This is a genomic window from Sphingobacteriales bacterium, from assembly GCA_016700115.1.
GTDB lineage: Bacteria > Bacteroidota > Bacteroidia > Chitinophagales > UBA2359 > UBA2359.
Window position 1 is genome coordinate 2,012,106 of record CP064999.1, and the last position, 23,136, is coordinate 2,035,241.

Annotated in this window: 11 protein-coding genes; 6 read left to right on the top strand and 5 right to left on the bottom strand. The window is 42.0% G+C overall.

Annotation, left to right across the window (positions count from 1 at the left end; translation table 11 throughout):
• Positions 1 to 100: 100 nt before the first annotated feature.
• Positions 101 to 2,773: a valine--tRNA ligase gene (locus IPM47_07170; GenBank protein QQS30702.1), complete on the top strand. Its 2,673-nt coding sequence runs from the start codon at positions 101 to 103 to the stop codon at positions 2,771 to 2,773.
• A gap of 256 nt (positions 2,774 to 3,029) precedes the next feature.
• Here the strand turns inward: IPM47_07170 and IPM47_07175 are convergent, their stop codons facing one another.
• The 4 genes from IPM47_07175 to IPM47_07190 all read right to left on the bottom strand — a co-directional run bounded on the left by IPM47_07175 (position 3,030) and on the right by IPM47_07190 (position 14,223).
• Positions 3,030 to 4,931, bottom strand: coding sequence for a T9SS type A sorting domain-containing protein (locus IPM47_07175; GenBank protein QQS30703.1), 1,902 nt, complete (start codon positions 4,929 to 4,931; stop codon positions 3,030 to 3,032).
• An 86-nt stretch (positions 4,932 to 5,017) separates the two neighbouring features.
• Positions 5,018 to 8,314 (bottom strand): right-handed parallel beta-helix repeat-containing protein, encoded by a 3,297-nt coding sequence (locus tag IPM47_07180; GenBank protein QQS30704.1) that lies wholly within the window; start codon positions 8,312 to 8,314, stop codon positions 5,018 to 5,020.
• Between the two features lie 488 nt (positions 8,315 to 8,802).
• Positions 8,803 to 10,365, bottom strand: a complete 1,563-nt coding sequence (locus IPM47_07185; protein QQS30705.1) for a T9SS type A sorting domain-containing protein — start codon at positions 10,363 to 10,365, stop codon at positions 8,803 to 8,805.
• Positions 10,366 to 10,428: 63 nt separating this feature from the next.
• Positions 10,429 to 14,223 (bottom strand): T9SS type A sorting domain-containing protein, encoded by a 3,795-nt coding sequence (locus IPM47_07190; GenBank protein ID QQS30706.1) that lies wholly within the window; start codon positions 14,221 to 14,223, stop codon positions 10,429 to 10,431.
• Positions 14,224 to 15,394: 1,171 nt separating this feature from the next.
• Between IPM47_07190 and IPM47_07195 the strand changes: the two genes are divergently transcribed.
• The 3 genes from IPM47_07195 to rlmD all read left to right on the top strand — a co-directional run bounded on the left by IPM47_07195 (position 15,395) and on the right by rlmD (position 20,384).
• Positions 15,395 to 17,365: a DNA primase gene (locus tag IPM47_07195; GenBank protein QQS30707.1), complete on the top strand. Its 1,971-nt coding sequence runs from the start codon at positions 15,395 to 15,397 to the stop codon at positions 17,363 to 17,365.
• 95 nt (positions 17,366 to 17,460) lie between these two features.
• Complete coding sequence (locus tag IPM47_07200) at positions 17,461 to 18,897, top strand: TlpA family protein disulfide reductase (protein QQS30708.1); 1,437 nt, start codon at positions 17,461 to 17,463, stop codon at positions 18,895 to 18,897.
• A gap of 83 nt (positions 18,898 to 18,980) precedes the next feature.
• Positions 18,981 to 20,384, top strand: a complete 1,404-nt coding sequence (rlmD, locus tag IPM47_07205) for a 23S rRNA (uracil(1939)-C(5))-methyltransferase RlmD (protein ID QQS31412.1) — start codon at positions 18,981 to 18,983, stop codon at positions 20,382 to 20,384.
• A gap of 42 nt (positions 20,385 to 20,426) precedes the next feature.
• Here the strand turns inward: rlmD and IPM47_07210 are convergent, their stop codons facing one another.
• The gene (locus IPM47_07210) at positions 20,427 to 21,008 is read right to left on the bottom strand and encodes a UbiX family flavin prenyltransferase (GenBank protein QQS30709.1); all 582 of its coding nucleotides are present in this window, start codon (positions 21,006 to 21,008) and stop codon (positions 20,427 to 20,429) included.
• A 135-nt stretch (positions 21,009 to 21,143) separates the two neighbouring features.
• On the opposite strand from IPM47_07210, the gene IPM47_07215 reads away from it, so the two are divergent.
• Together IPM47_07215 and IPM47_07220 are read left to right on the top strand one after the other, a co-directional pair.
• Positions 21,144 to 21,749: a DUF255 domain-containing protein gene (locus tag IPM47_07215; protein QQS30710.1), complete on the top strand. Its 606-nt coding sequence runs from the start codon at positions 21,144 to 21,146 to the stop codon at positions 21,747 to 21,749.
• 485 nt (positions 21,750 to 22,234) lie between these two features.
• On the top strand, positions 22,235 to 23,128 hold the full coding sequence (locus tag IPM47_07220; protein ID QQS31413.1) for a peptidoglycan-binding protein: 894 nt from the start codon (positions 22,235 to 22,237) through the stop codon (positions 23,126 to 23,128).
• Positions 23,129 to 23,136 lie beyond the last annotated feature (8 nt).

A 23,136-nucleotide genomic window follows, 5' to 3' on the forward strand; every position in this document is an offset into this window, starting at 1 on the left:
CTGGAATAATGAAGGCAGTTGTCTGCTTTACCCAATCCATTTTGTACCTTTGCGAAATTTTTAAAACTATTTTCAAAAGTTAATCAGCGACTTTTTTAATATGCAGGAACTCAGCAAAACCTATCTTCCCGAAAATGTAGAGCAAAAATGGGTTGATAAATGGAATGAACAGGGGTATTTTATTTCAAAGCCTGACGACAGACCACCTTTTACCATCGTCATCCCTCCGCCCAATGTAACCGGTGTTTTGCACATGGGACACATGCTCAACAATACGATTCAGGACATCCTTATCCGGCGTGCCCGAATGAGGGGATTTAATGCCCTTTGGGTTCCGGGTACCGACCATGCCAGTATTGCTACCGAAGCGAAAGTGGTGCAGATGCTCCGGACACAAGGCATCAAAAAGTCAGACCTATCAAGGGAAGAGTTTCTTGGATATGCCTGGGATTGGACCAAAAAATACGGCGGTATTATTTTGAAACAACTTGAAAAATTAGGGGCTTCCTGCGATTGGACCAGAACCCGTTTTACCATGGACCCTAACTATTACCGCGCTGTAATTAAAGTGTTCGTTGACTTGTATAACAAAGGGTTTATCTATCGCGGACTTCGCATGATCAACTGGGACTGTGAAGCCCTGACCGCCCTGTCGAACGAAGAGGTTCAATATGCCGAAAACGGTGAAAAATCTTTTTTGTATTCTTTCCGGTATGAGGTAAAAGACAGCCCCGGTGAATATATCATCATTTCTACCCAACGCCCCGAAACTATTATGGGCGATACGGCAATTGCGGTTAACCCCAAAGATGAACGGTTTACCCACCTGATTGGAAAAACCGCCTTAGTACCGCTTATTAACCGTCCTATCCCAATCATTGCGGATGATTATGTAGATATAGAATTTGGAACCGGATGCCTGAAAGTTACCCCTGCGCACGACCCCAACGATTATGAGATAGGATTGCGCCATCAACTTCAGGTCATTGATACCATCAACCTGAATGGCACCCTCAATGAACTTTGCGAACTGCCTCACTATGTGGGATTAGACCGTTTTGAAGTGCGCAAACGCATCATCATAGAGTTAGAAGAAAAAGGGCATCTCGTTGGCAGGGAAGATTACGTTGCCCGAATTGGGCGTTCTGAGCGTACCGGAAGTGTTGTTGAGCCTAAACTTTCGCTTCAATGGTTTATCAAAATGAAAGATATTTCGCAAAGAGCTTTGGCCGCTGTGGAAAATGATGAAGTGCAACTGATACCTTCCAAATACAAAAACACGTATCGTCATTGGATGGAAAATGTCCGGGATTGGTGTATCAGCAGGCAGCTTTGGTGGGGGCATCGCATTCCCGCCTATTATTTTGGCGAGGGGGAAAATGATTTTGTAGTGGCAGAATCGGATGAAGAAGCCCTTGCGCTTGCAAAAATCAAAAGCGGCAATCAGAACTTAACCCCGGAAAACCTGCGTCAGGACGAGGATGTTCTCGACACCTGGGCATCGAGTTGGCTATGGCCGATTGCCGTTTTTGACGGATTTGAAGAATATGACCTGAAATCCGGACAGTTTACCGCTCCCAATGCCGACTTAAACTACTATTACCCCACCGATGTGTTGGTAACTGCTCCCGAAATCTTGTTTTTCTGGGTGGCGCGCATGATTATATCGGGCTATGAATATACAGGGAAAAGACCTTTTAAAGATGTTTATCTAACCGGAATAGTCCGCGATAAACAAGGCCGAAAAATGTCGAAATCGCTGGGCAATTCCCCCGAACCACTCGAACTGATAGCAAAATACAGTGCTGATGGAGTGCGGGTGGGGATGTTGTTTTCTTCACCTGCCGGAAACGATTTGCCTTTTGATGAGAAACTATGCGAACAGGGCAGGAATTTTACCAATAAAATATGGAATGCGCTGAGGCTCGTCAGCAGTTGGCAAATTGCCGAAGGGCAGAACCCCAATCTACAGCCTGCAATTGATTGGTTTCAAAGCAAACTGAATCAAACCATTAAGGACCTCGACACATTGTTTGAGCAATACCGGTTGTCGGAAGCCCTAAAAACGCTTTATAGTTTTGTTTGGGATGATTTCTGCTCGGTATATTTAGAATTAGTAAAACCGGATTTTGAACAACCTATTGACCGGCATACCTTTCAATCTACCATCGGATTTTTTGAGCAGCTTGTCAAACTGCTCCACCCCTTTATGCCTTTTATTACCGAAGAAATTTATCAGCACCTTGCTCCACGAAGTGAAAAAGACAGTATCTGCATCAGCAATTACCCTGTTTCAGGCAACATCATTCAAACCGATATATTGAAAGGGGAAAAATTAAAAGAGCTGCTCAATAAAATCGGCAATATCAGAAACCATCTTCAACTCAAACAGCGCGAACCCGTAGCACTACATGCCAAGGTGGCTGATACAGTCTTTTACGCCTCTTTTGTAGCATTGATTGAGAAAAAAGCCTGCTTGTCTTCGTTCAGCTTTACCGATTCTGACGTACCTAATTCAGTGTCGTTTCTAATTGACACCGATACTTTTTATGTCGAAGCACTACATCAGATTGACACATCTGCCGAGCGCGAACGACTTCAAAAGGAAATTGCTTATTTTGAAGGTTTTGTAAGGTCGGTAATGGGTAAACTCGGCAATGAAAAATTTGTAGGTTCTGCTCCCGAAGCTGTGGTTAACAAAGAAAAACAAAAATTGGCCGATGCCGAACAAAAACTAAACACACTTCAGGAAGCACTTATCAAACTGGGATAAGCTTTGAAATCATTTTGTCTTGTCGCATCTGACTTTTTTCAGCAAAACCAATTGTTTTCCTGCTTTTCTATCGCAGCACCGGCACCTTGTCCCAGACCAACAAGGTACTGCCGCTATTGTCGGTGTTCCTTTGTCAAACCACATAGTTTTGCCAAAACTATGAGGTTTTAAAGAAAGCTACATACAGGGTTTTTCACTTTTCACTTTTAGTTTTTAGTTTTTCACTTTTAGTTTTTCACTTTTAGTTTTTCACTTTTCACTTCCCAACCACCGCCACCTTACCCCGTGCCAAAACGCTGCCTGAATGCTCAACGGAATACAAATACATCCCCTCCGGCAAATGCGCCACCGAAACGGTTTTATGAGTTTCCCCCGCACCGAGCGTTGTTTGCAGCACGGTTTGACCGGTGAGGGAGAGGAGTTTTACCCCTAAATCCCCCTCTACCCCCCAGCCCCCTGAAGGAGGAGTTAAGCCGTTGTTAATTGCAAAGGTCAGCGTGTTTCGGGCGGGGTTGGGATAGACTGATACGGCTGTTTCCCCTCTCGAGAGGGGCAGGGGCGGGTTTCCTACCGTTTGTGTTACTACAGTTTGCTGAATCGTACTCGTATCGGAACAAACGACGGCGGTAAGGGTTACCGCATAACTGCCGATTGCATCGTATTGGTGCGTCAGCGTTGCGGGACAAGGTGCAAACCCCCGTCCGCAAACAAAAGGCGGAGTACCATCGCCAAAATCCCAGATAAAATGCCCCCCGTCTATGCTGTCGGGATAGACGTACTGGCTTTGATTGATGAACTGTATCGCGTGATTATCTAAGGGATAGTAGGTAAAGACCGCCTCCGGCTCGGTGAGCAGACCCATACAGTTGGTTTTGACGATATACAAACGGGCTATCATGCCCCAGGGCGGGAGGTAGGTTTCGCTGCGGCCGCAGGCAATAAAGCCGCCATCGGGGGTGGCTATCATATCGTAAAAATAATCGTTAAAATTGTTAGCATCGTAAGTGCGCCGCCAAAGTATTTCTCCATTTTTACTAACTTTCACCAATTCGCCATCTAAATCGCCTACCATAGGATACCGATGCCCGGCTGCCACATAATCACCATCGGTGGTTTCGACCAGACAGGCTTCGGGTAAAAACGATATAATTTCATCGCTTTCATCGCTCTCCATTAGCCGGATTGTATTCCATAGCACATTGCCGGCACCATCCAATTTTAAAAATACGCCTTTGTAGCCCGAAATAAACGGAGAACAGCACCCTTCAAACGGGTCGGGATCGCCATAGGCGGCAGTTACAACTGCCCCGCCGTCAGATGTCGGTAAAACAGACATGCCCCATTCTTTAATTAAATATTCATCGGGCGCCGTTGTAAAATCAATATTGGAAGTCCATATTTCGTTTCCCTCTAAATCGGTTTTCATGACCAAAATATCACCTACCGAGGCACCGGCTGTGTTGGCGCCTGCCAAAAAATATCCGCTGCCGTCAAGGGCGGGTTTTACGTCATAAAACCAGGCATACCAAGGCGGTCCGTATTCGGTGTACAAACGCTCCCACTCCCGATTGCCTGAAGAATCCAATTTTACCATATATGGATGCCACGGCACCCCGCTTATCCCAATAGACGGGGTCGGGGTACTGTACCCTGCCAATATATATCCCCCGTCGGAAGCAGAACATGCGGCATAAACTTGCGTTACATATCCTGCCAATCCGTTACTTGCAATACCTTCTTTGAATACGTCACTATTAAAGTCGGCGAGTATGTAATTGGCCTGCCAACTTGTATTGGCAGTATCCGAAATTGCCCCTGCAACAAGTATTCTTTCGGAGGGATGGTTGATTGCCATGCCCATCGTATAAGTGGCCGTGTCGGGTTTTATAAACTCCTTAAAATTGATGAAATTTCCCGACTTGTTAATCAGAGCTAAAAATATCCTGAAATTAAGATTATCGGGACTCAAGGTTGAACCGCTTATGACATACGTACTGTCGTTTGTCATGCTGATGCTGTAGCCGTTACAGTTTAAATTATTCTCCCAAATTGGGGTTTTTGCAAAGTATTTGGGGGTTTGCGCAAAAATTGGATGGAAGTTGAACAAACAATACAAAAGCAGCCAAGCAGGAAATATGGAGATCGAAACAGATTTCATGTTATAGTTTTTTACCGTTAGCAAAAATACCCTTACCTGCCAAACTTAAATTTGAGCACGACAGGTAAGGGCAAGTGGTAGTTTCACTATTTTATAATAACGAGCTTGTCTTTTGCCAAATACTTTTGCTCTGTATCGCTCCATATTTCGTAGTAATAAAGCCCTTCTTCGAAATCATCTATACGCAGAGTTAACTCGCCTGTCCCCGATAAAACGCCATGCCATACTGCTTTTCCCACAGCATTGTACAGGTAGATGCCGGCAGTAGGGTTGGTATGATTAGGGTCGGCAATATGGTAGCTCAATTGTACGACATTTTGTGCCGGATTGGGATAGAATTTCGAAACCGTAGTGCCGGTCTGGGTTTTAAAGCTCGTCTGCCAATTGTCCCAATTGATAAAATCTAATTCCGGCAGGTTGACGACAAATTCATGTCCGCGCGTTACATACAGGAACGTTTGCGCTTTGTAGGCGGTAGCGGTACGGCTATGGGCAACGATAAGCAATTGGGCTTCTTCTTCGGAAGTTATGTCAAAGATTGTTCGGTTAGTTTCATGAAGCGATAGCAGTAAGCGATAGAAGTATTCGTAATGCTCGTCTTCTTCCCGTTCTATGGTCAAGGCATTTAGAAGGGATAGAAGGGCGGCACTGTTTGCATCTTGTTCATGTTTCTGAATGCGGTAGCGCAAAGCAACGCGGTTGTTTAATTCGGACAGAAAATCAATAAGTGCTGCCGTATCGGCTTGGTCTGCATAATGCTGTATCCATAAGGCAGTTTGCATTTCCTGTTCTTTTTGGTCGGTGAGATGCTTAACATTCTCCGGGTCAGCAATGCGCGGCGAACTTTGGGTACAAATCGCAACTGGATCCCAACCAGGAGGGGTGCCACCACCACAAGGATTTAACACTCCCGGAGAGGCGGTGAAACCGGCAGGCAGAAAAGCCGGATATTCGCTATACTGAAAAAGATTGGTATTGGCTGGAAACAAATATATATCGTTAAACAGCACCCCGCCGGCAGGCGGAATAAAAGTGTTGAGCGGAGTAACGAAAAGTGGACAATTACCTTGGTTACCCAAAATACCGGTTTGCGTGGTAGTCAACCAAGGGGCGACTGAAATGGCAGCAAGTTGGTAGTTGCCCAATGTGTTGCATAGGATTTGTACCGTTGTATTATCTCCAATATTTGGTATGGCAACTTGAGTATTTAGAATGGTATTACCATGTATCACCCCTGTTAATACATCGGTATCTATATTTACAATGCCGCGCGAAACGTTGGACAATTGATTGTTTCGGGCTATACTGTAAGCTGACCCCATCATCAGTATGCCTACACTTGACAGCCCGTTACCATTGCTAATGGTATTGCTAAATACTCTGGCATTGCTGCCCTGTGTTTGTACGGCAGTGTTGCAACCAATAAATTGGTTGTTGATGATATGGACATTAGGAAAAGCGGTAGAAGTAAAGTTGCGCGAAGAAATACCCACTTGGCAATTGGTAAAAATATTGGTTTCGGTAGCTGCCGTACTATTATTGGGGATTTGTAAATCGTCAACTGCATTGGTGCGGACACCGTATTTGAGATTATTAAAAGTGCACCATTGCATGATAAGCCTTTTTGAAAACATGCTGAATATACCTGCCTCACCTTGAGTTATCCAGCCCTGGAAGGGGAAAAGCAAACCAGCAGAGGTGGTATTAAAATTACATCCCCTTATGATATCGTTATGGCTGGGTTTCCATGCCGTATTGATGCCCATAAAGCAGTTTTCAAATGCAACATTATTTAACACCAAAAACCCATCGGCTGAGTTGATAACACTCATCTGCCAAAGGTCGGGAAATAAAAGATTGGTTAAGTTATTGATTGGGTTAAAATCCGGTATGCTGATTAGTTGGGATGCAATATTGTTGAGGTCTATAATGGGTAAATTTTGGGTACTGATGCCAATTAAAGCATCTCTGATGACTGATTGAGATGAAGGGTTAGTATCAACCCTGCCGCCTGTTGTGGATGTGTTATTGCCATAAGTTCTTATGCCTTGCCACATATTGTTGCAGTTGGCATCTCCGCTTAATGTAGCACCGATTAGTATTAACCGCCCATGCGGTTCAACTAAAATACGCCCTAGTGACCCGAACTCAAATACAAGATTATCAATAGTTAGCACACTTAAATCCGATACCCTTATTGTACCTGCAATTCTTATAGGGTCAGCCGCATTGCCTATAAAATCGGTAAATGGGTGAGTGCCCGGACTCCAAGTTGTTGCCCCTGCAGGCAGGACGATATCAATACTATTGTTGATGCCGGCATAATAGGGATCAACGGTTATGATGGCTTCTCGGTTTACAGTATTTATAGGTCCGTCAACCGTAGTAACAGGTATTGAGGTTCCGTCCGGAGCAGTAAAGGAATTTGGAAAGTAACGTCTTAATCTATACAGAGTAGTAACATTGGGGGTTACGGTAATTGAAGTTTGGTTGTCAAAACCAAACAATCCGGTCCATGTAGAACCCCCGTCAGTGGATTGCGACCATCGGTAGCGCATATTCAGTAAATCCGTATTTACGCAAAGGGTTGGGTCTCCAATTTCCACAGATGTTTGGTTGCAGGTCATGACAATTGTTTGATCGTTAATAAAAATGTCCTGTATCATTTCGAAGTGGTCTATTTCTGTATAGTAACCACCCGAAGGTGAATTATCTCTTCTTTGATAACAGTACAGTGAATTGTGACTAGAAGAACTGCCTGTTCTTACTGCTGCGACTACTTGCCGCCAAGAAAATGGAGCGTTTGTACCTCCAAAATTGTTGTCATTAAGAAGGACAGTACTATTAGCATAAGGCAAACCGCTTACAGATTGGCTTAGACTTACACAAGGGAAAGTTCCCCAATCTTTAGTCGCAATAAAAAAATTTGTTGGCTCCAATGTATATGTTGCCACTAACGGAGCGTCTTGTCCAAAAGTAACATTTACGTTACTTACAGTTCTTCTTACATAACTAAATAAATAGTCTGTATTTGGAGTTATACTTGCCTCTACATAAGGTACTTCCGACCGATGTGTTGCATTATTCGCCCCGAAAATTCCAATAGACCCCCTCAAATCTATACCCGGGTCTAATGGCGTGTTGTCATAAAACTCACAAGTTCCTGCCACTTGCCCCCAACCGTAAATAGGTTGGTTACAAACATAAAATATACCCGATATTGCCTCCGGTGTCGGTACAGGAACTGAAGTTGGGCAACTTTGCCTTAGAATGGTTTTGTTGCAAATAACATTGCAACCGGGAAAGGATAAACATGGGGCTGCTGTTTCGCAGGGTGGCATGACAGTTTCCTCTGTAAACTCTTGGGCATAAAGGCTATTCACCCCCCCCCCCATTAAAAATTAAACTAATGCAAGCAATCGCTACAAAGCGGAAAAGCGGGTTTTGGTTTGTTTTCATACAAATAAAAGTTTTGGTTTAAAATTCTGCATCATCTTAAGTTTATCTTTCTCTCAGGAAAGGGTTTATTTGGCGCATTACTATGTATATTCCTTTTCACAGAAAAAAATCAACCCAAAATCGCATTTTTTTTTCATTTTTTTTGAAAAAAAGTTTTTTTAACCTCAGATACCTGCTTTCATTAACGAAACGAAGATTTTTTAATCCGGGTTGCTTGTTTTGGTCAAACCTCATAGTTTTGCCAAAACTATGAGGTTTTAACCATCCTGCCACACCACCGCCACCTTCCCCCGCGCCAACACAACACCTCCTTAGATGGGCTATTTCATTTATTTCCGTAGGTTTCACCTACGGCTATTCATATTCAACCCTTTCAGGGTTTTCTTGCTTTTCACTTTTAGTTTTTCACTTTTCACTTTCTAACCACCGCCACCTTCCCCCGTGCCAACACACCCTCTCCCGCAGTAACCACATAAACATACACCCCCTCCGGCAGATGCGCCACCGAAACGGTTTTGTGGGTTTCGCCTGCAGGTATTTGGGTTTGCAACACCAACTGACCGGTCAGGTTGTATAGGGTAAAGCTCGTTTCGGCTCCGCTCAACGAGCCGGCGGAATGATCGGGGAGCGTGATTTGGAGCGTGTTTTGTGCGGGGTTGGGGTAAACTTGGATGAAGTTCTCCCGCTTTAGGGGGGCGGGGGGTAAAAAAGAGTCTATACCCACCGCCCACTCACAACCTTCCGGAATATAGCAGGAATTACCAAGACTATCGGTGCGAACTACCCATGCCGTTTGAGTAAGGGTAGTGGAATCGGCATTGAAAACTGAGGTAAAACCTGCCATCATAAAACCACCCTCTGAAGTTTGACTTACTCCCCAAACATAGTCATTAATAGGTATCGTACCATTTAAAGCATAAGAATGACTCCAAATACTATCTCCTTCTGCATCTAACTTCATTAACCAAGCATCAGAATGGTATGAACCACCGGAAATAAAACTGTTAGAACCTATTGCAATCAAATTGTCATCAGGCAATCTAATCATGTCTGAAAATTCATCCATGCCTCCATCGCCATAATATTTAACCCATTGTTGGGTTCCTGTAGTGTCAATTTTTAGCACAAACGCATTTCCAACATTCCAAATATAGGGCTGTTCTAATCCTGCTATTATATACCCATTTTGTGCCGGAAGCATTGCAATTCCTACTGTCCAGTATCCATTTCCTAATATCCTGTTCCATAACATATTGCCTTGACTATCTATTTTGAAAACCCATAAGGTGCTAGTACCGGAATGACTTCTTTGTGCAGCTACTATGTAAGTTCCATCTGAATTTTGAATGATTACTCTTACAATTTCACTTGCATTGTCAAACCCATAAGTTTTGCTCCATTCAATATTGCCTTCGGCATCGGTTTTTATGATCCATGCTTGTGCGTGAGAGCTGTTTTCAGGAAAATTATCAGAAAATCCGCCAATTATGAAGCCCCCATCCTGAGTTACGGTAATACATGCCGGACCATTATTGTATGACCCCAAACTATATGTTTTGCTCCAAAGCGTGTCTCCCAGATTGTTCATTTTCAGTAACAGGGATTTATAGTATGTATTTGTTGTATAATCAGGTACATACGAGCAAACTACGGCAAAGGACGTTTCATCAACATTAATAATGTAATGACCTGTATATAGTGAATACTGATTACTGAAAAATTTAGTCCACAGTGTATCTTTACACAGGTCAAGATTAACAAGATACAGTTCATCTCTAGTAGGGATATTGCGCTTTATACCGACAGCTACAAAAGTGTTGCTATTTAAACTAATAATATCTCTAAAGACTGATGAATTAGGTAATTGGTCCATAGCCATTCCTTTACAATAATCGTCAGGGTTTTGTGCAAAAGAAGCTATAATGAAAAAATTAAAGCCTATAAAAAGGCAAAACTTTATGGATAGTGTTTTCATTGCAATTTAATTGATACCTAAACTGCATAAGTTGCATTCAAGGTAAATGTGAGTAAATCAAGGCTAACGGGTAATTAAGAGTTTTTGCCGTTTAATTTCTCCCGATTTATAAACTGCCTCTACTATATACAAACCCTTAATTTGCTTTGAAATATTTATGTCCGGGGTTATATCGTTCACACTTAGTGCCAACGCTCCATTAATGTTATACAAATTGAACCGTAAAATATTTTCCCAATTTAAAAGGGTGAGATGATTATTTGCGGGATTTGGATAGCAAATTGCTGAAACGGTTGCTGATCGCATCTTGGTTTTACCTGAAGTTGTTATGGTATAATCTCGAAACCATGTTTTTTCCTGCTGAAATGCCAAAATAGATTGTGCATAAATGCCGGCAGTGCTGTTGGTTTGGGCAATAAGGTCCAAAGCCTCTGCCTGTTGCACTCTAAGTTCCTGTAAAGAGCGGTTTTCGGCTTTTATGGAGTGTAACAATTCAAATAGGTCTTCATAATCGGGTTTTAGTGTTTGTGTAGCAGCCAAACTGCTTAAACCGGCTGTAGCCTGAGCTACACTTCCTTTAACAGTAGTATGGGTTTGCATCAGCAGTCGTTTAGCATAAATAGTATTAAGCGCATCCAAAAATCCAAACAAAATGCTATCGGGTTGTTCTGTTTCGAAGTAATTATGCAATACTTCGTTGGTAAACTGAATTTGTTCAGCCTCATCAACCGACATCGCCAATACTTCATTGGCTAAGTATTGAGGGCTTTTCCCTTCGGTTATCATACCAATAAAATCACCTTCCTCTAATTTTGGGCATTCGTTTGGGTCAAAAAATATACCCGTACATGGGTCTATAATCATTGGTGAACCGGAATTACTGGTAGGTACCGTTAGTGGTTGTTGTTCATTAGCGAAGTATGTAAAAGGTGGAATAAAAGTGCTGCTTACCCAGATATGATAATCCACTTCGGAAGGAGCAGCATCATAAAAAAGGTTCCCGGCGGTTAAGCCCGAACCACATGCTGAACCTTGGTTGCCTAACTCACCAAATACCATCCAAGGGGCAGCTGGTACAACAACAATTTCCGGAGGCGCACTAAAATCCCGAAATGTATTACAAATCACAGAAAGCGCATGATTGTCTTGGTAGAACTCAATACCTCGAGTCATCTCTAAGCTAATGTCTATCAGCGAGAAATCGTTTTGAAAAATATTGCCCCCACCGGCATCTGTGTTATCGGCCACCAAAGAAGGTCTGTCGCTATTGGTTACTTTAGAAAACCGATTGCTGGCTACGGTAACTGCTTCTGAACTCATCAACTCTAAATCAGTATTCATACAGTTGAATGTATTATTGACTATATAATCACCGAAATTGCCATCAGAGCTGATCCCTACTGAACAATTTTCAAAATTGGTATTTTGCACATTCAGTTTATGGAAAAAACTGCCGGTTCCATGAGCACCAATTCCTTTTCTTAGGTTTTCAAACCGGCTTTCAGAATTAGCGCAAGGTATATAGGGTAGGACATAATCGGGTTGACAATTTCGCACATTCACACGGGATAAGTAAGACAAAATGCCATAAGAAGCCTCTATATCATCATATAATGCTAGTGGCAACCCTTTGAATATACAATCTTCAAAAACAGTATTTTGCGAGTTGTATAAAATGATATGTGACTTATGATAACCGGAGGGGCTGAGTTCTGTATCTTTCAAAAGTTTAGTTTGTTCAAAGGTGCAACCTCTGAATATGTTGGTTTCTCCACCTGCGGATACAAATTCTATATGCCCGAAAGAAACATGATTGTTTCTGAAAGTTGTATTAACAGCATAAATATTCCCACCAATGCTTGCAATCGGCAGTCCGACCGAAGGATTTAACACATTGAACGAACTTGCAGCACTACGGGCAAATTCAATCACACTGTTTTCTGTATAGATATAGGCTCTTAAAGCATTAGGAGCTTGGATTAGGTGGTCGCCTTGTATGCGTATTCCGTCCCACATATCATGGCAACTGAGTACGGTAAGTTTGGCATCAATAATGTTAAGCCGACCACCGGGGAGTACTGTTATACCGGTTGGCACACCCGTAATTTTTGTATCGGCAAATTGCAGTTCGCTGTTTTTTATACTAAGTGTAACTCCGGGTAGCACCTTAATTTGTCCGTGTACTACTTTAAACTGGTTTTCCCATGTGGTGTTTTCGTCTATCGTTAGTCCATTATAAATATCGAATTGTTGTTCGCAACGGCAATCGTTACAACGCCCCACATAAGGAATTGTACTTACAGTCGTACTTGGATTAGCATTATCAAAAATAATGTCGTTTGCAGGATCAAAGTTGCCATACAATAAATTGGGGTAGTATATTAGTCTTGCGCCCGGTTTGACAATAATAGTCATATCGTAAAGATGAACACAGGGCTGGATTGTTAGTTTGCTGCCGGGCTCTAAAATATAAACCGATGGCTTTACCGATATGGTTGTACCCGTGCTTAAAGTATAGGTATTATTTGGCTGATCGCTTTCAACAGGCATATACCGTTGGTCAATATTATTTTTTTGGTCGCATGGAGTAGCTGCTATATCGTCTAAAGTGGGAGGCAGGCCCCGTGCAGTAACAAAACTATAACCGGAAGGAAAAATGAGGTTGTCGGCTTCAATAAATACTTCGGAGGGGTTGTAAAAAATGCGTTCTTCGGGGTTAATCTGGGCGATGTCGAAGTTTTTGTCCACAATATAAGTGTGTTCGATGCCAGGTTGTTGCTGCAAGTTGGTTCCATCTGGATTTGGAGAGACATATCCTAATGGTAAATAAGGGCTTGCACCATTACGCAGATGCACTCCAATCAGCGAATACGGAGGAGGATGCATATAAGTACACAGTGGAGGGGTGCTGGAAGTTCCGTCCCAAGACAGGCATGAAAATGCTTCACATTCAGGAGCTTCTTCAATCGGAAAATAGTTTAAATAGTTAAAACCACCGGAAGGAGGGTTTCCATCTGTGGTATTTATATCAATAAAAGGAATGATAGAAATATCATGTTCGTCTTCTGCTGAAGTACAACTTGGATCAATTATTTCATTACAATTCTTAAATGGATAAAATTTTGCTCTGCCGCGTGTGTTATCAATCACAACATCTATGAAACTTACCGGTTCATTATTGCATAATACATATTTCCTGTGTTTTATGACGGAGTGTGGCACTATTGTTCTTCTTGAAGTAGGTTCATCATTTGGTGTGCTGGTTAAATTATCTTCTTCTTCTTCGGAATAAGATAGTGGATTACTTATTGTAAACCAACTGCTTGAAAGAGCATAAAAACGTCTTTTAACAATAGGGTTTAAATTTTCATTTATTGTCAATACCCTTTGATTTGTTCCGGTAAAAGATGTTGCTGCTATTGAACGTTGAGTATTTTTGCCAAAGGGAAACGACATGAGTTCTAACTCAGTATCCGTGTAATTGGCTAAATCACTATAACCCGATACTAAACATGTTGATTCGTCATCTCCTAAAGGAGGCATCCATGCGTAAAGAGTTTGATATTCTCCTACGAAGGTGCAGGGACCAAATCCTCCTCCAAAAATATCGGTTATTGCAAATTTTCTATTACGGCAAGGTTCAATGTCTAAAAGATTTTCTCCGGTAAGATCGGCATAAATATCAAATACTTGCCTGCAATCCAAGTCGGGATTACAAGTGTTTACTATTTCACAAGTCGGTGGTGGTTGTGAACCGCCACCTTGAGCAAAGAGGCTATTCACCCCCCCCCCATTAAAAATTAAACCAATACAAACAATCGCTGCAAAGCGAAAAAACAAGGTTTTGTTTTTGTTCATAAAATTAAATGTTTTGGTTTAAAATTCTGCATCATCTTAAGTTTATCTTTCTATCAAGAAAGGGTTTATCTGGTGCATTACTATGTATATTCCTTTTCACACAAAAAAATCAGCTTAAAATCGCACTTTTTTTCATTTTTTTTGAAAAAAAGTTTTTTTTAACATCAAATGCCTGCTTTTGTTAACGAAAAACAATTTACCTGGGTTGCCTGAAGCTGTTTAAACATAAGATGTTTCAGAAACATTCTATGTTTTTGATAATTGCCTGAATTTGTCAATCCTTATAGGTTTGCCAAACCTATGAGGTTTTTAAAAAAGCTACCTTACAGGGTTTTTTGCAATTGACAATTGACAATGGCTATTCAAATTCAACCCCTTCAAGGTTTTCTTGCTTTTCACTTTTCACTTTTAGTTTTTCACTTTTAGTTTTTCACTTTTCACTTCCCAACCACTGCCACCTTACCAATAACTATTGCAAAAAAACAAGATTTAGAGTAGCAAAAAGGGTTGACAATAACTTATTGCAGGGGGGCTTTAAGTCAATGCAGGGGTGCATTAACCTGTTGCAGGGGTGAATTGATTTATTGCAAAGGCGATTTAAAACAATGCGGAGGCACAATAACCCAATGCAGGGGTGCATGAAGTCTTTGCAGAGGTGATTTAAGGCAATGCACAGGTGCATTCACCCAATGCAGGGGTGCATTACTTCATTGCGAAGGTTCATTGAGTTAATGCAGGGGTGCAATAAGTCATTGAAGGGGTGCATAGAGTTATTTCAGAGAGGCTCAGGGGCTTTGCAAGGGCTAAAAAAAGTTTGTTTTACTTTAAAAATGCTCTTTACAGAGGGGGGATGGTTAATGCTTCCTGCTTAAAACCCTTAGACTTTTATACTCATTGGTTTAAAAATATCAATAAGTTTGGTCATCTCTGAGCAGGTGATGGGGCAGTTTTTTTTAACTTGGAAATGAATTTCCCACACAACAAATTGCTGATGATTAGTAAAAAGCTCAACATGAATGATTGGTTTGCCTTAATTATTCCGGTTTTTTAGCTGACTGAATGAGTAGTATTTTTGCAGGTATTTAAAAAAATGCCGGACATAGCACCAAAAGGCGGGTCATTTTGTTTAAATTCACCACCTTTATAGCCTAAATATAAAGGCGATTCAGGTATGATGATTCCAGAACAAACCGTTGCAACTATTTTAGACTCTGCGCGAATAGAAGAGGTTGTCGGCGATTTTGTGAATCTCAAAAGGCGTGGAGCCAACCTGATAGGTTTATGTCCGTTTCACAACGAGCGAACGCCTTCATTTTCGGTATCACCAAGCAAGGGGATATACAAGTGTTTTGGTTGCGGGGCTGCCGGAAGCTCGGTGAAATTTATCATGGAGCATGAAAAAATGACCTATCCGGAAGCCATGCGCTACCTCGCCAAAAAATACAATATCACTATTGAAGAAGTAGAAGACGAAACCGGCAGGCAAGAAAAACAGCACTTGGACAGTCTGTATATTGCCACCGATTTTGCGCGGCAGCATTTTATTGACAATCTGTTTCAAAAAGACGAAGGGCGAAGCGTTGCCCTCAGTTATTTTAAGGAAAGGGGATTTACACCTGAAACTATCAATCATTTTCAGCTTGGCTATAGTCTCGAAAGCTATGATGCGTTGATTGACGAAGCCCGAAAGGGGCAGTATAGTTTAGAGATGTTGCAAAAAACAGGGTTAATCGTTCAAAAAGACGAGCGTTACCTGCCGTTTTTCAGAGCAAGGGTGATGTTTCCTATTCACAACCTATCGGGAAAAGTGGTTGCATTTGCCGGACGCACCTTGTCGAAAGATAAAAAACAACCTAAATACATCAACTCTCCGGAAACCGAGATTTATGTGAAGAGTAAAATTTTGTACGGCATTTTCTTTGCCAAAAAGGAAATCCGTCAAAAAAACGAGTGCATTTTGGTGGAGGGTTATACCGATGTGATTTCACTTTTTCAGGCCGGTATAGAAAATGTGGTGGCCTCTTCGGGCACAGCACTGACTTTGGAACAAATCAAACTGATACATCGCTATACTCCCAATATTATCATGCTATATGATGGCGATGCGGCAGGTATTAAGGCGGCCCTACGCGGTGTAGATTTGATTTTGGAGGAAAACCTGAATGTAAAAGTGGTAGTTTTACCGCCCGACGAAGATCCTGACAGCTATGTTCAGAAACATGGAAAAACTGCAACCCTTCAGTATATTCATCAAAACGCAAAAGATTTTGTCTTTTTTAAAACGCAACTGCTGCTCGATGATGCAGGCACTGACCCGGTCAAAAAAACAGAGTTGGTCAGGGAGGTAATCCGCACCATTGCCTTAATTCCTGACCCCATTAAAAGGTTGATGTATATCAAAGAGTGTAGCCAGTTGTTGGAAGTGCCCGAAAACCTGATAGTCAGCGAAACCAACCGGCTAAAGTGGAAAAAGATAGATAAAGAATCAGAAAAATCTGAACATTCCGGGGAACTTCCCCCAAAAATAGGAGATAGCCGCGACAAACATCATAAACAGACCAAACAGCAAAATCGGGCATTGCCCGATGAAATCATCTGTGAAAGGGAAATCATCCGGCTGCTCATTGAATACGGAAATAAAGAAATAACCGTTGAAAAGGTACATGCCGAAACCAAACATGCTCTTACCGAGTTCCAAACGGTGGCAGCCTGTATTGTTCGTGAAATTTCAGAATTGCCCTTTGAAAAGCCCCTTTATGCTAAAATATTCGACTATTTTAAACAACAAATTACAGATGAAAATCCACCTCCGACCTCCGACTTCTTTTTGATGCATCAGGACGAACAAATCAGTACAATTGCCATAGATATGCTCACTTCACCCTACGAACTGAGCAGTAACTGGGAGGCGATGCACGATATTTTTATTACCGATTCGGTCAGCAGGTTTAAAGACGAGGTGTTTGATGTCATCAACCGGTTTAAACTGACCCATATATTAAAGAAGCTCGAAGAAATTAACGAGCAGCTCAAAACCCATCATTCCCCCGAAATGCAAACCGAATTACAACATAAACTAATTTTACTCTCAAAATGGAAACAGGACCTGGCCAAACTACTCGGCATTACCATTATTCGCTAACTTTGCAGCAGGCAGGACAGTAAGTTTCCTGTTTTTTTTAATAGAATATTATCATCAAATCCATATCGTATATTTTCAATCTTCTGAAGCTGAACATGAAAAAAATATTCCTGCTCTTGTTTTTGACGCTTACCGTATTTCAAATTCAGGCACAACAACAGTTTGTATCAAAACCGGTAGTGGTTAAAGGTACGGTGGTCAACCCGCAGGGGCGCACCATCAGCATCGCTATTTTTGCCAACCCACTCACCAATCCGTTTACTTATACCGATACGTTGGATGCCGGCAACCAATTTCGTATCGCCTTTGATTTAGGTATTCCTATTCCGGTTCAGTTGGTTCACGGACGTGGGGCGAGTGTGCACTTGTATCTTGAACCCGGGGATAGTTTGGTCATAACTGCCAACGGTCAAAATTATGCCGGAGACATGAAATTTGAAGGCATCGGAGTTGCACATCAGCACTACCTTCGCGATTTTGACCGCGCCTTTTTACTTCGCGGCATCAGCTACAACAACCCACAACAGGTAAGAATGCTCGATTTTGTGCCTTACCGCAAGTTTACAGATAGTTTGCGTACAGTCCAGCTACAGTTTTTGACTGAGTATGCTAAAAAGACAACACTTTCAGCCACCTTTAAGGAACTGGCGAAAATAAATATTGACTATCCATGGGGAGCAGCTTTGCTCAGTTTTCCCAACGACCACGCCCGTTTTAATGGCAAACAAACCATTGAAATACCTTCCGACTATAACAACTTTTTGCAGGAAATGAAGTTTCTGGAAGATAACGCCATGTTAATCCCGGCTTATGTGCAATTTATGGATGCTTTTTTCAACACGACCTTTTATCATCAGGTAGTGGCGACGACTCCCAATTATAATATGGACAGCTATTATACCGATCAGTATGAGTATGCTCAAAAAGCCATCAAAGGGAAAGCCATGTATTATTTAATGGCAAAAGCATTTTACGAAGGCTGTAACAACGGACGTTTAGAAAAGATATTTACCAAATACAACGAATTTATGACGGCCTGCCCCTATCCTGAATACAAAGAGGTCGTTGATTTTATGTATAAAAACAACAAATATCTTGCAGCAGGAAGCCCTGCGCCTGCGTTTACCCTCGAAAGCATTGACGGCACACAGGTTTCTTTGAGCGATTTAAAAGGAAAGGTAGTCTATCTCGACTTTTGGGCTACCTGGTGCGGGCCCTGTAAACAACAACTGCCTCACGGGAAAAAACTAAAAAGCCAGTTTGAGGGCAAAGATGTTGTGTTTTTATATATTTCTACCGATAAAGACCGAACCCAATGGGAAAACTTTGTCAAAAAAGAACAATTGCCCGGAATACATCTTATAGCACAGGGTCCGGCTGCACAAACTATCGGACAACAATATCAGGTAAGGGGCATTCCAAAATATTTTATCATTGACCGGAACGGAAACATTGCCAACAGCAAACCCCGCCGTCCTTCTGAGCAGCCTTTTGTTACGCAACAAATTGAAGAAGCGTTGGGCATCAGGTAAAATTTTTTTCTAAACAAAAAAGGATAGCAGATTTGCAGGAAAACAACCTGCAATCCAATCTGTCTTTATCAGAATTGCTCCCTATGCGAAAAGGAAGTCTCCTCGAAAATGTACCCGTCACACAAATAGTTGCCGAAGGTAAGGGCATTGCCCGTTTGCAGGGATTGATTGTGTTTGTCGAAGATGCTGTTCCGGGTGATGTGGCAGATGTGCGCATTACAGAAAAGCGAACAGATTACGCAACGGCAAAAGTAATCGCCTTAAAACAGGAATCTCCCGACCGGATTACCCCCTTTTGCAGTCATTTCGGGGTATGTGGCGGGTGCAAATGGCAATATTTAACCTATCCAAAACAAGCTGCGTATAAAGAACAGATTACACGCGAAGCTTTTACCCGCATCGGAAAATTGCAGTTTCCGGAATTAAACCCTATCATTACTCCCGATCTGACAGAATATTACCGCAACAAAATGGAGTTTACCTTCTCCAGCCGGCGTTGGTTGTTACAAGACGAAGCCGACAGCGAACAACGGCAGATTGACCGGCGGGCTTTGGGCTTTCACGTAAAAGGCATGTATGACCGGGTGGTCAATCTTCAACATTGCTACCTTCAGGCATCGCCTTCCAACGAAATCAGAAACGAAGTGTTTGACTATTGTGTCCGCTACGACCTGCCATTTTACGACATTAAAAACAGGAGCGGATATTTGAGAAACCTACTTATCAGGACTTCAACCCTCGGCCAACTGATGGTAGTATTTGCCTTTAATTTTGACCATCCCCAATGGCATACCCCGCTTTTGGAGCATATCAGAAATCGGTTTCCGCAAATCACCTCACTCGGTTATACCATCAATAACAAACGCAACGATATGTGGTTTGACCTCGACATCATCACCCATTCGGGACAAGACCATATCATCGAACAAATAGGACATTGCCGGTACAAAATCAGCCCCAAATCATTTTTTCAAACCAATAGCCATCAGGCTTTCCGCTTATATTCAGTCATTGAGCAGATGGCACAACTATCCGGCACCGAAACTGTATATGATCTTTACACCGGCACAGGCAGTATTGCATTGTTTCTGGCACAAAAATGCAAACAAGTCATTGGCATAGAGGAGGTAGATGCTGCCATTGAAGATGCAAAACACAATGCGCAGCTAAACGGAATAACCAATGCCGCTTTTTTTACAGGAGATGTGCGAAAGATACTACAGCCGGAGTTTATAGCCAGACACGGTAAACCTGATGTGCTGATTACCGATCCGCCCCGTGCAGGAATGCATCCTGAAGTACTCAGGCAAATACTGATGCTCGAACCTGCACGAATTGTCTATGTCAGTTGCAATCCGGTTACACAGGCACGCGACCTTCAGGTGCTATGTGAAAACTATCAGATTGACCAGCTTCAACCCATAGATATGTTCCCACATACCTACCATATTGAAAATGTCGCTTTGCTGAGCCGGAAGTCCCGGTAATATCTGTAAAGATAGTCTTTTAAAAGCAGGAAAAACACGCCATCAAATGAGCGTCGGGGAATCATTCCACCGGAAAGTAGCAAGATCAAAGCCGGACAAATCGAGCATCCGGTCAATGATAGTAGCGGCAAGTGCTTCAAATGTTGCCGGACGGCTGTAAAAAGACGGAGAGGCGGGGCAGATAATGCCACCGGCTTCTGTAATCGTTTTCATATTGTTGATCTGTATCAGCCCATAAGGAGCATCGCGTACCATTAAAATCAGTCTGCGCCTTTCTTTTAACATGACATCGGCAGCACGAGTGATCAGATCATCAGAAATACCCTGAGCAATCCGTCCCATAGTGCCCATAGAACAGGGGCACACCAACATCGTGTCGTATTTTGCAGAACCTGATGCAAAAGGGGCAAAGAAGTCGCCTTTTTTGTAAAAAGCAAACGGGTAGTCGCGATAGGTTTGATTGTTCAGTTCATATTCCCAAACAGTTACGGCATTTTCCGACATCACCACCCCAACATTCTGCAACTGTCCGGCCTGAATCAACGGTAAAAGACGGTCAAAAAGCACCTTTGTATAGATAGATCCACTGGCTCCGGTAACGGCTACGACGATTTTACGTTTCATTTTGTTTTATTTTTGTCAAAAAAATCAACAAAAAGTGAATTTTGGTTTAAAACTCCCTATCTTGCGAGGCATTTCGACGAATTGTATAACATTCCTAAAGATATAGTGTTCATCTCTCATAAACTGTTTCTCCTTATGAGCAAGATTCTTTTTACTTTAACTGCATTTGTTTGCTTGATGTGTATGTCTTTTTCATTATTGACCAACAATGATAAAGAAGACAACAGCACCAAAGACAGCAAGTTAAAAATTCATTGGATTTCGTTTGAGGAAGCCGTAAAAAGAAACGAGGAAAACCCTAAAAAACTATTTGTTGACCTGTACACAGATTGGTGTACATGGTGTCTGAAGATGGAAAAAGCTACATTTGAACATCCGAATATAGCCGAGTACATTAATGAAAATTTCTACCCTGTTAAGTTGGATGCCGAAGCACAACGCTCTATCACTTTTAAGGACAAAGAATATATTTTCAGACCCGATGAAGGAGCAAGCGGACGAGGTGTTCACGAAATTGCCATCTACCTGACCCGCGGACGATTGAATTACCCTTCAGTTATTTTCCTCGACGAATTTGTGGCCAATCCTCAACCTGTTGCAGGCTTTCAAAATCCAATCAGAATGGATAAATTGTTGAAATACTTTGGTGAAAACTATTACAAACAAATTGATTGGGGGCTGTTCAGTCAGATTTACCAATCTCCTTTAGAAAAAGGAAGGGCCTACGCATCTCCTAAATAATTTGCTCAAAGCCCGAATTAAATTTTTTTCTAAATCAAAAAAGCACCTGCCCTACCTCAGGTGCTTTTTTGATTCTATGCAATGCTGTTTTATCAGTATAGTCCGGTTTGTTGGCAAAAAAAAACAGCATGTTTAATCAGGTATGCACGGATATGTAAATTTACCTTTTGTTCCTTAAACAAGTATGAAAACTTGTTCAAGCTATTTATTTACGATAAATAGAAAATTTGAACCAATCAAACAATAAAATCTAAGTATTCATCACGATTAATTTGTGGTTGAAAAAAAGTGTTAAAAAAAGGTCAAAAAAAATCGAGATTTTATGACCAAAATTGTTTTTAAATCCATTAATCGTTTAGTTTTGTGTCATTGTTTTGTCAAAATTGCAAATAATCGTATTTCACAACTTAAACTGTAATTGAATGAGAAACTTAAAGGCACACTTACTGCTGCTTTGCGCTACTTTGTTGTTGAGTAGCATAGCAATGGCGCAGGCCGACGGGGATTTACCCCCCAATGCAATAGCCGGTAAATGCTATGCAAAATGTTTGATTCCCGATCAGTATGAAACGGTAACTGAGCAGATCCTGTTAAAAGAGGCTGCATCGCGTATTGAAGTAGTTCCTGCTGTGTTCGAATCGGTAGAAGAGCAGATTTTGGTTAAAGAAGGCTATAAAGTACTTGAAATTGTACCTGCAACTTTTACCACAGTTGAAGAGCAGATGTTGGTAAAAGAAGCCGGCAGCCGCTTGGATTATGTACCCCCTGTTTATGAAACGATTACTGAACAGATGTTGATCTCTCCCGCCACTACAAAATGGGTTCAAGGAAAAGCAGACAAAAACTGTCTGAACGAAGACCCTGAAAAATGTAAGGTATGGTGTTTGACTGAAGTGCCTGCTCAATACAAAACTGTTACCAAACAGGTATTGAAAACACCGGCAGCCACTACCGAAACTCCCATTCCGGCCGAATATCGCACCATTACCAAAGCAGTGGTTCAAACCCCCGCCTCCACTCGTGAGAGCGAAGTTCCCGCCGAATACAAAAGCATCACCAAACAGGTTTTGCGCTCTCCGGCTACTACACGAGAAGTGGAAATCCCTGCCGAATACAGCACCCTGACCAGCCAAAAATTAGTTAAAACCGGTGGTTTTACCGATTGGGTTGAAGTTTTGTGCGAAGCTAAAGTTACGGCTTCTAAAATTTTGGAAGTTCAAAAAGCACTTAAAAACAAAGGCTATGACCCCGGACCGCTTGATAACGTCATGGGTGCGCGTACTAAAGCAGCTTTGGTTCAATTCCAGAAAGACAATGGTTTGCCGGTAGGAAATCTTAATGTCGAAACCCTTAGAGCTCTTGGTGTTTCGGGCAACTAATCCCGGCA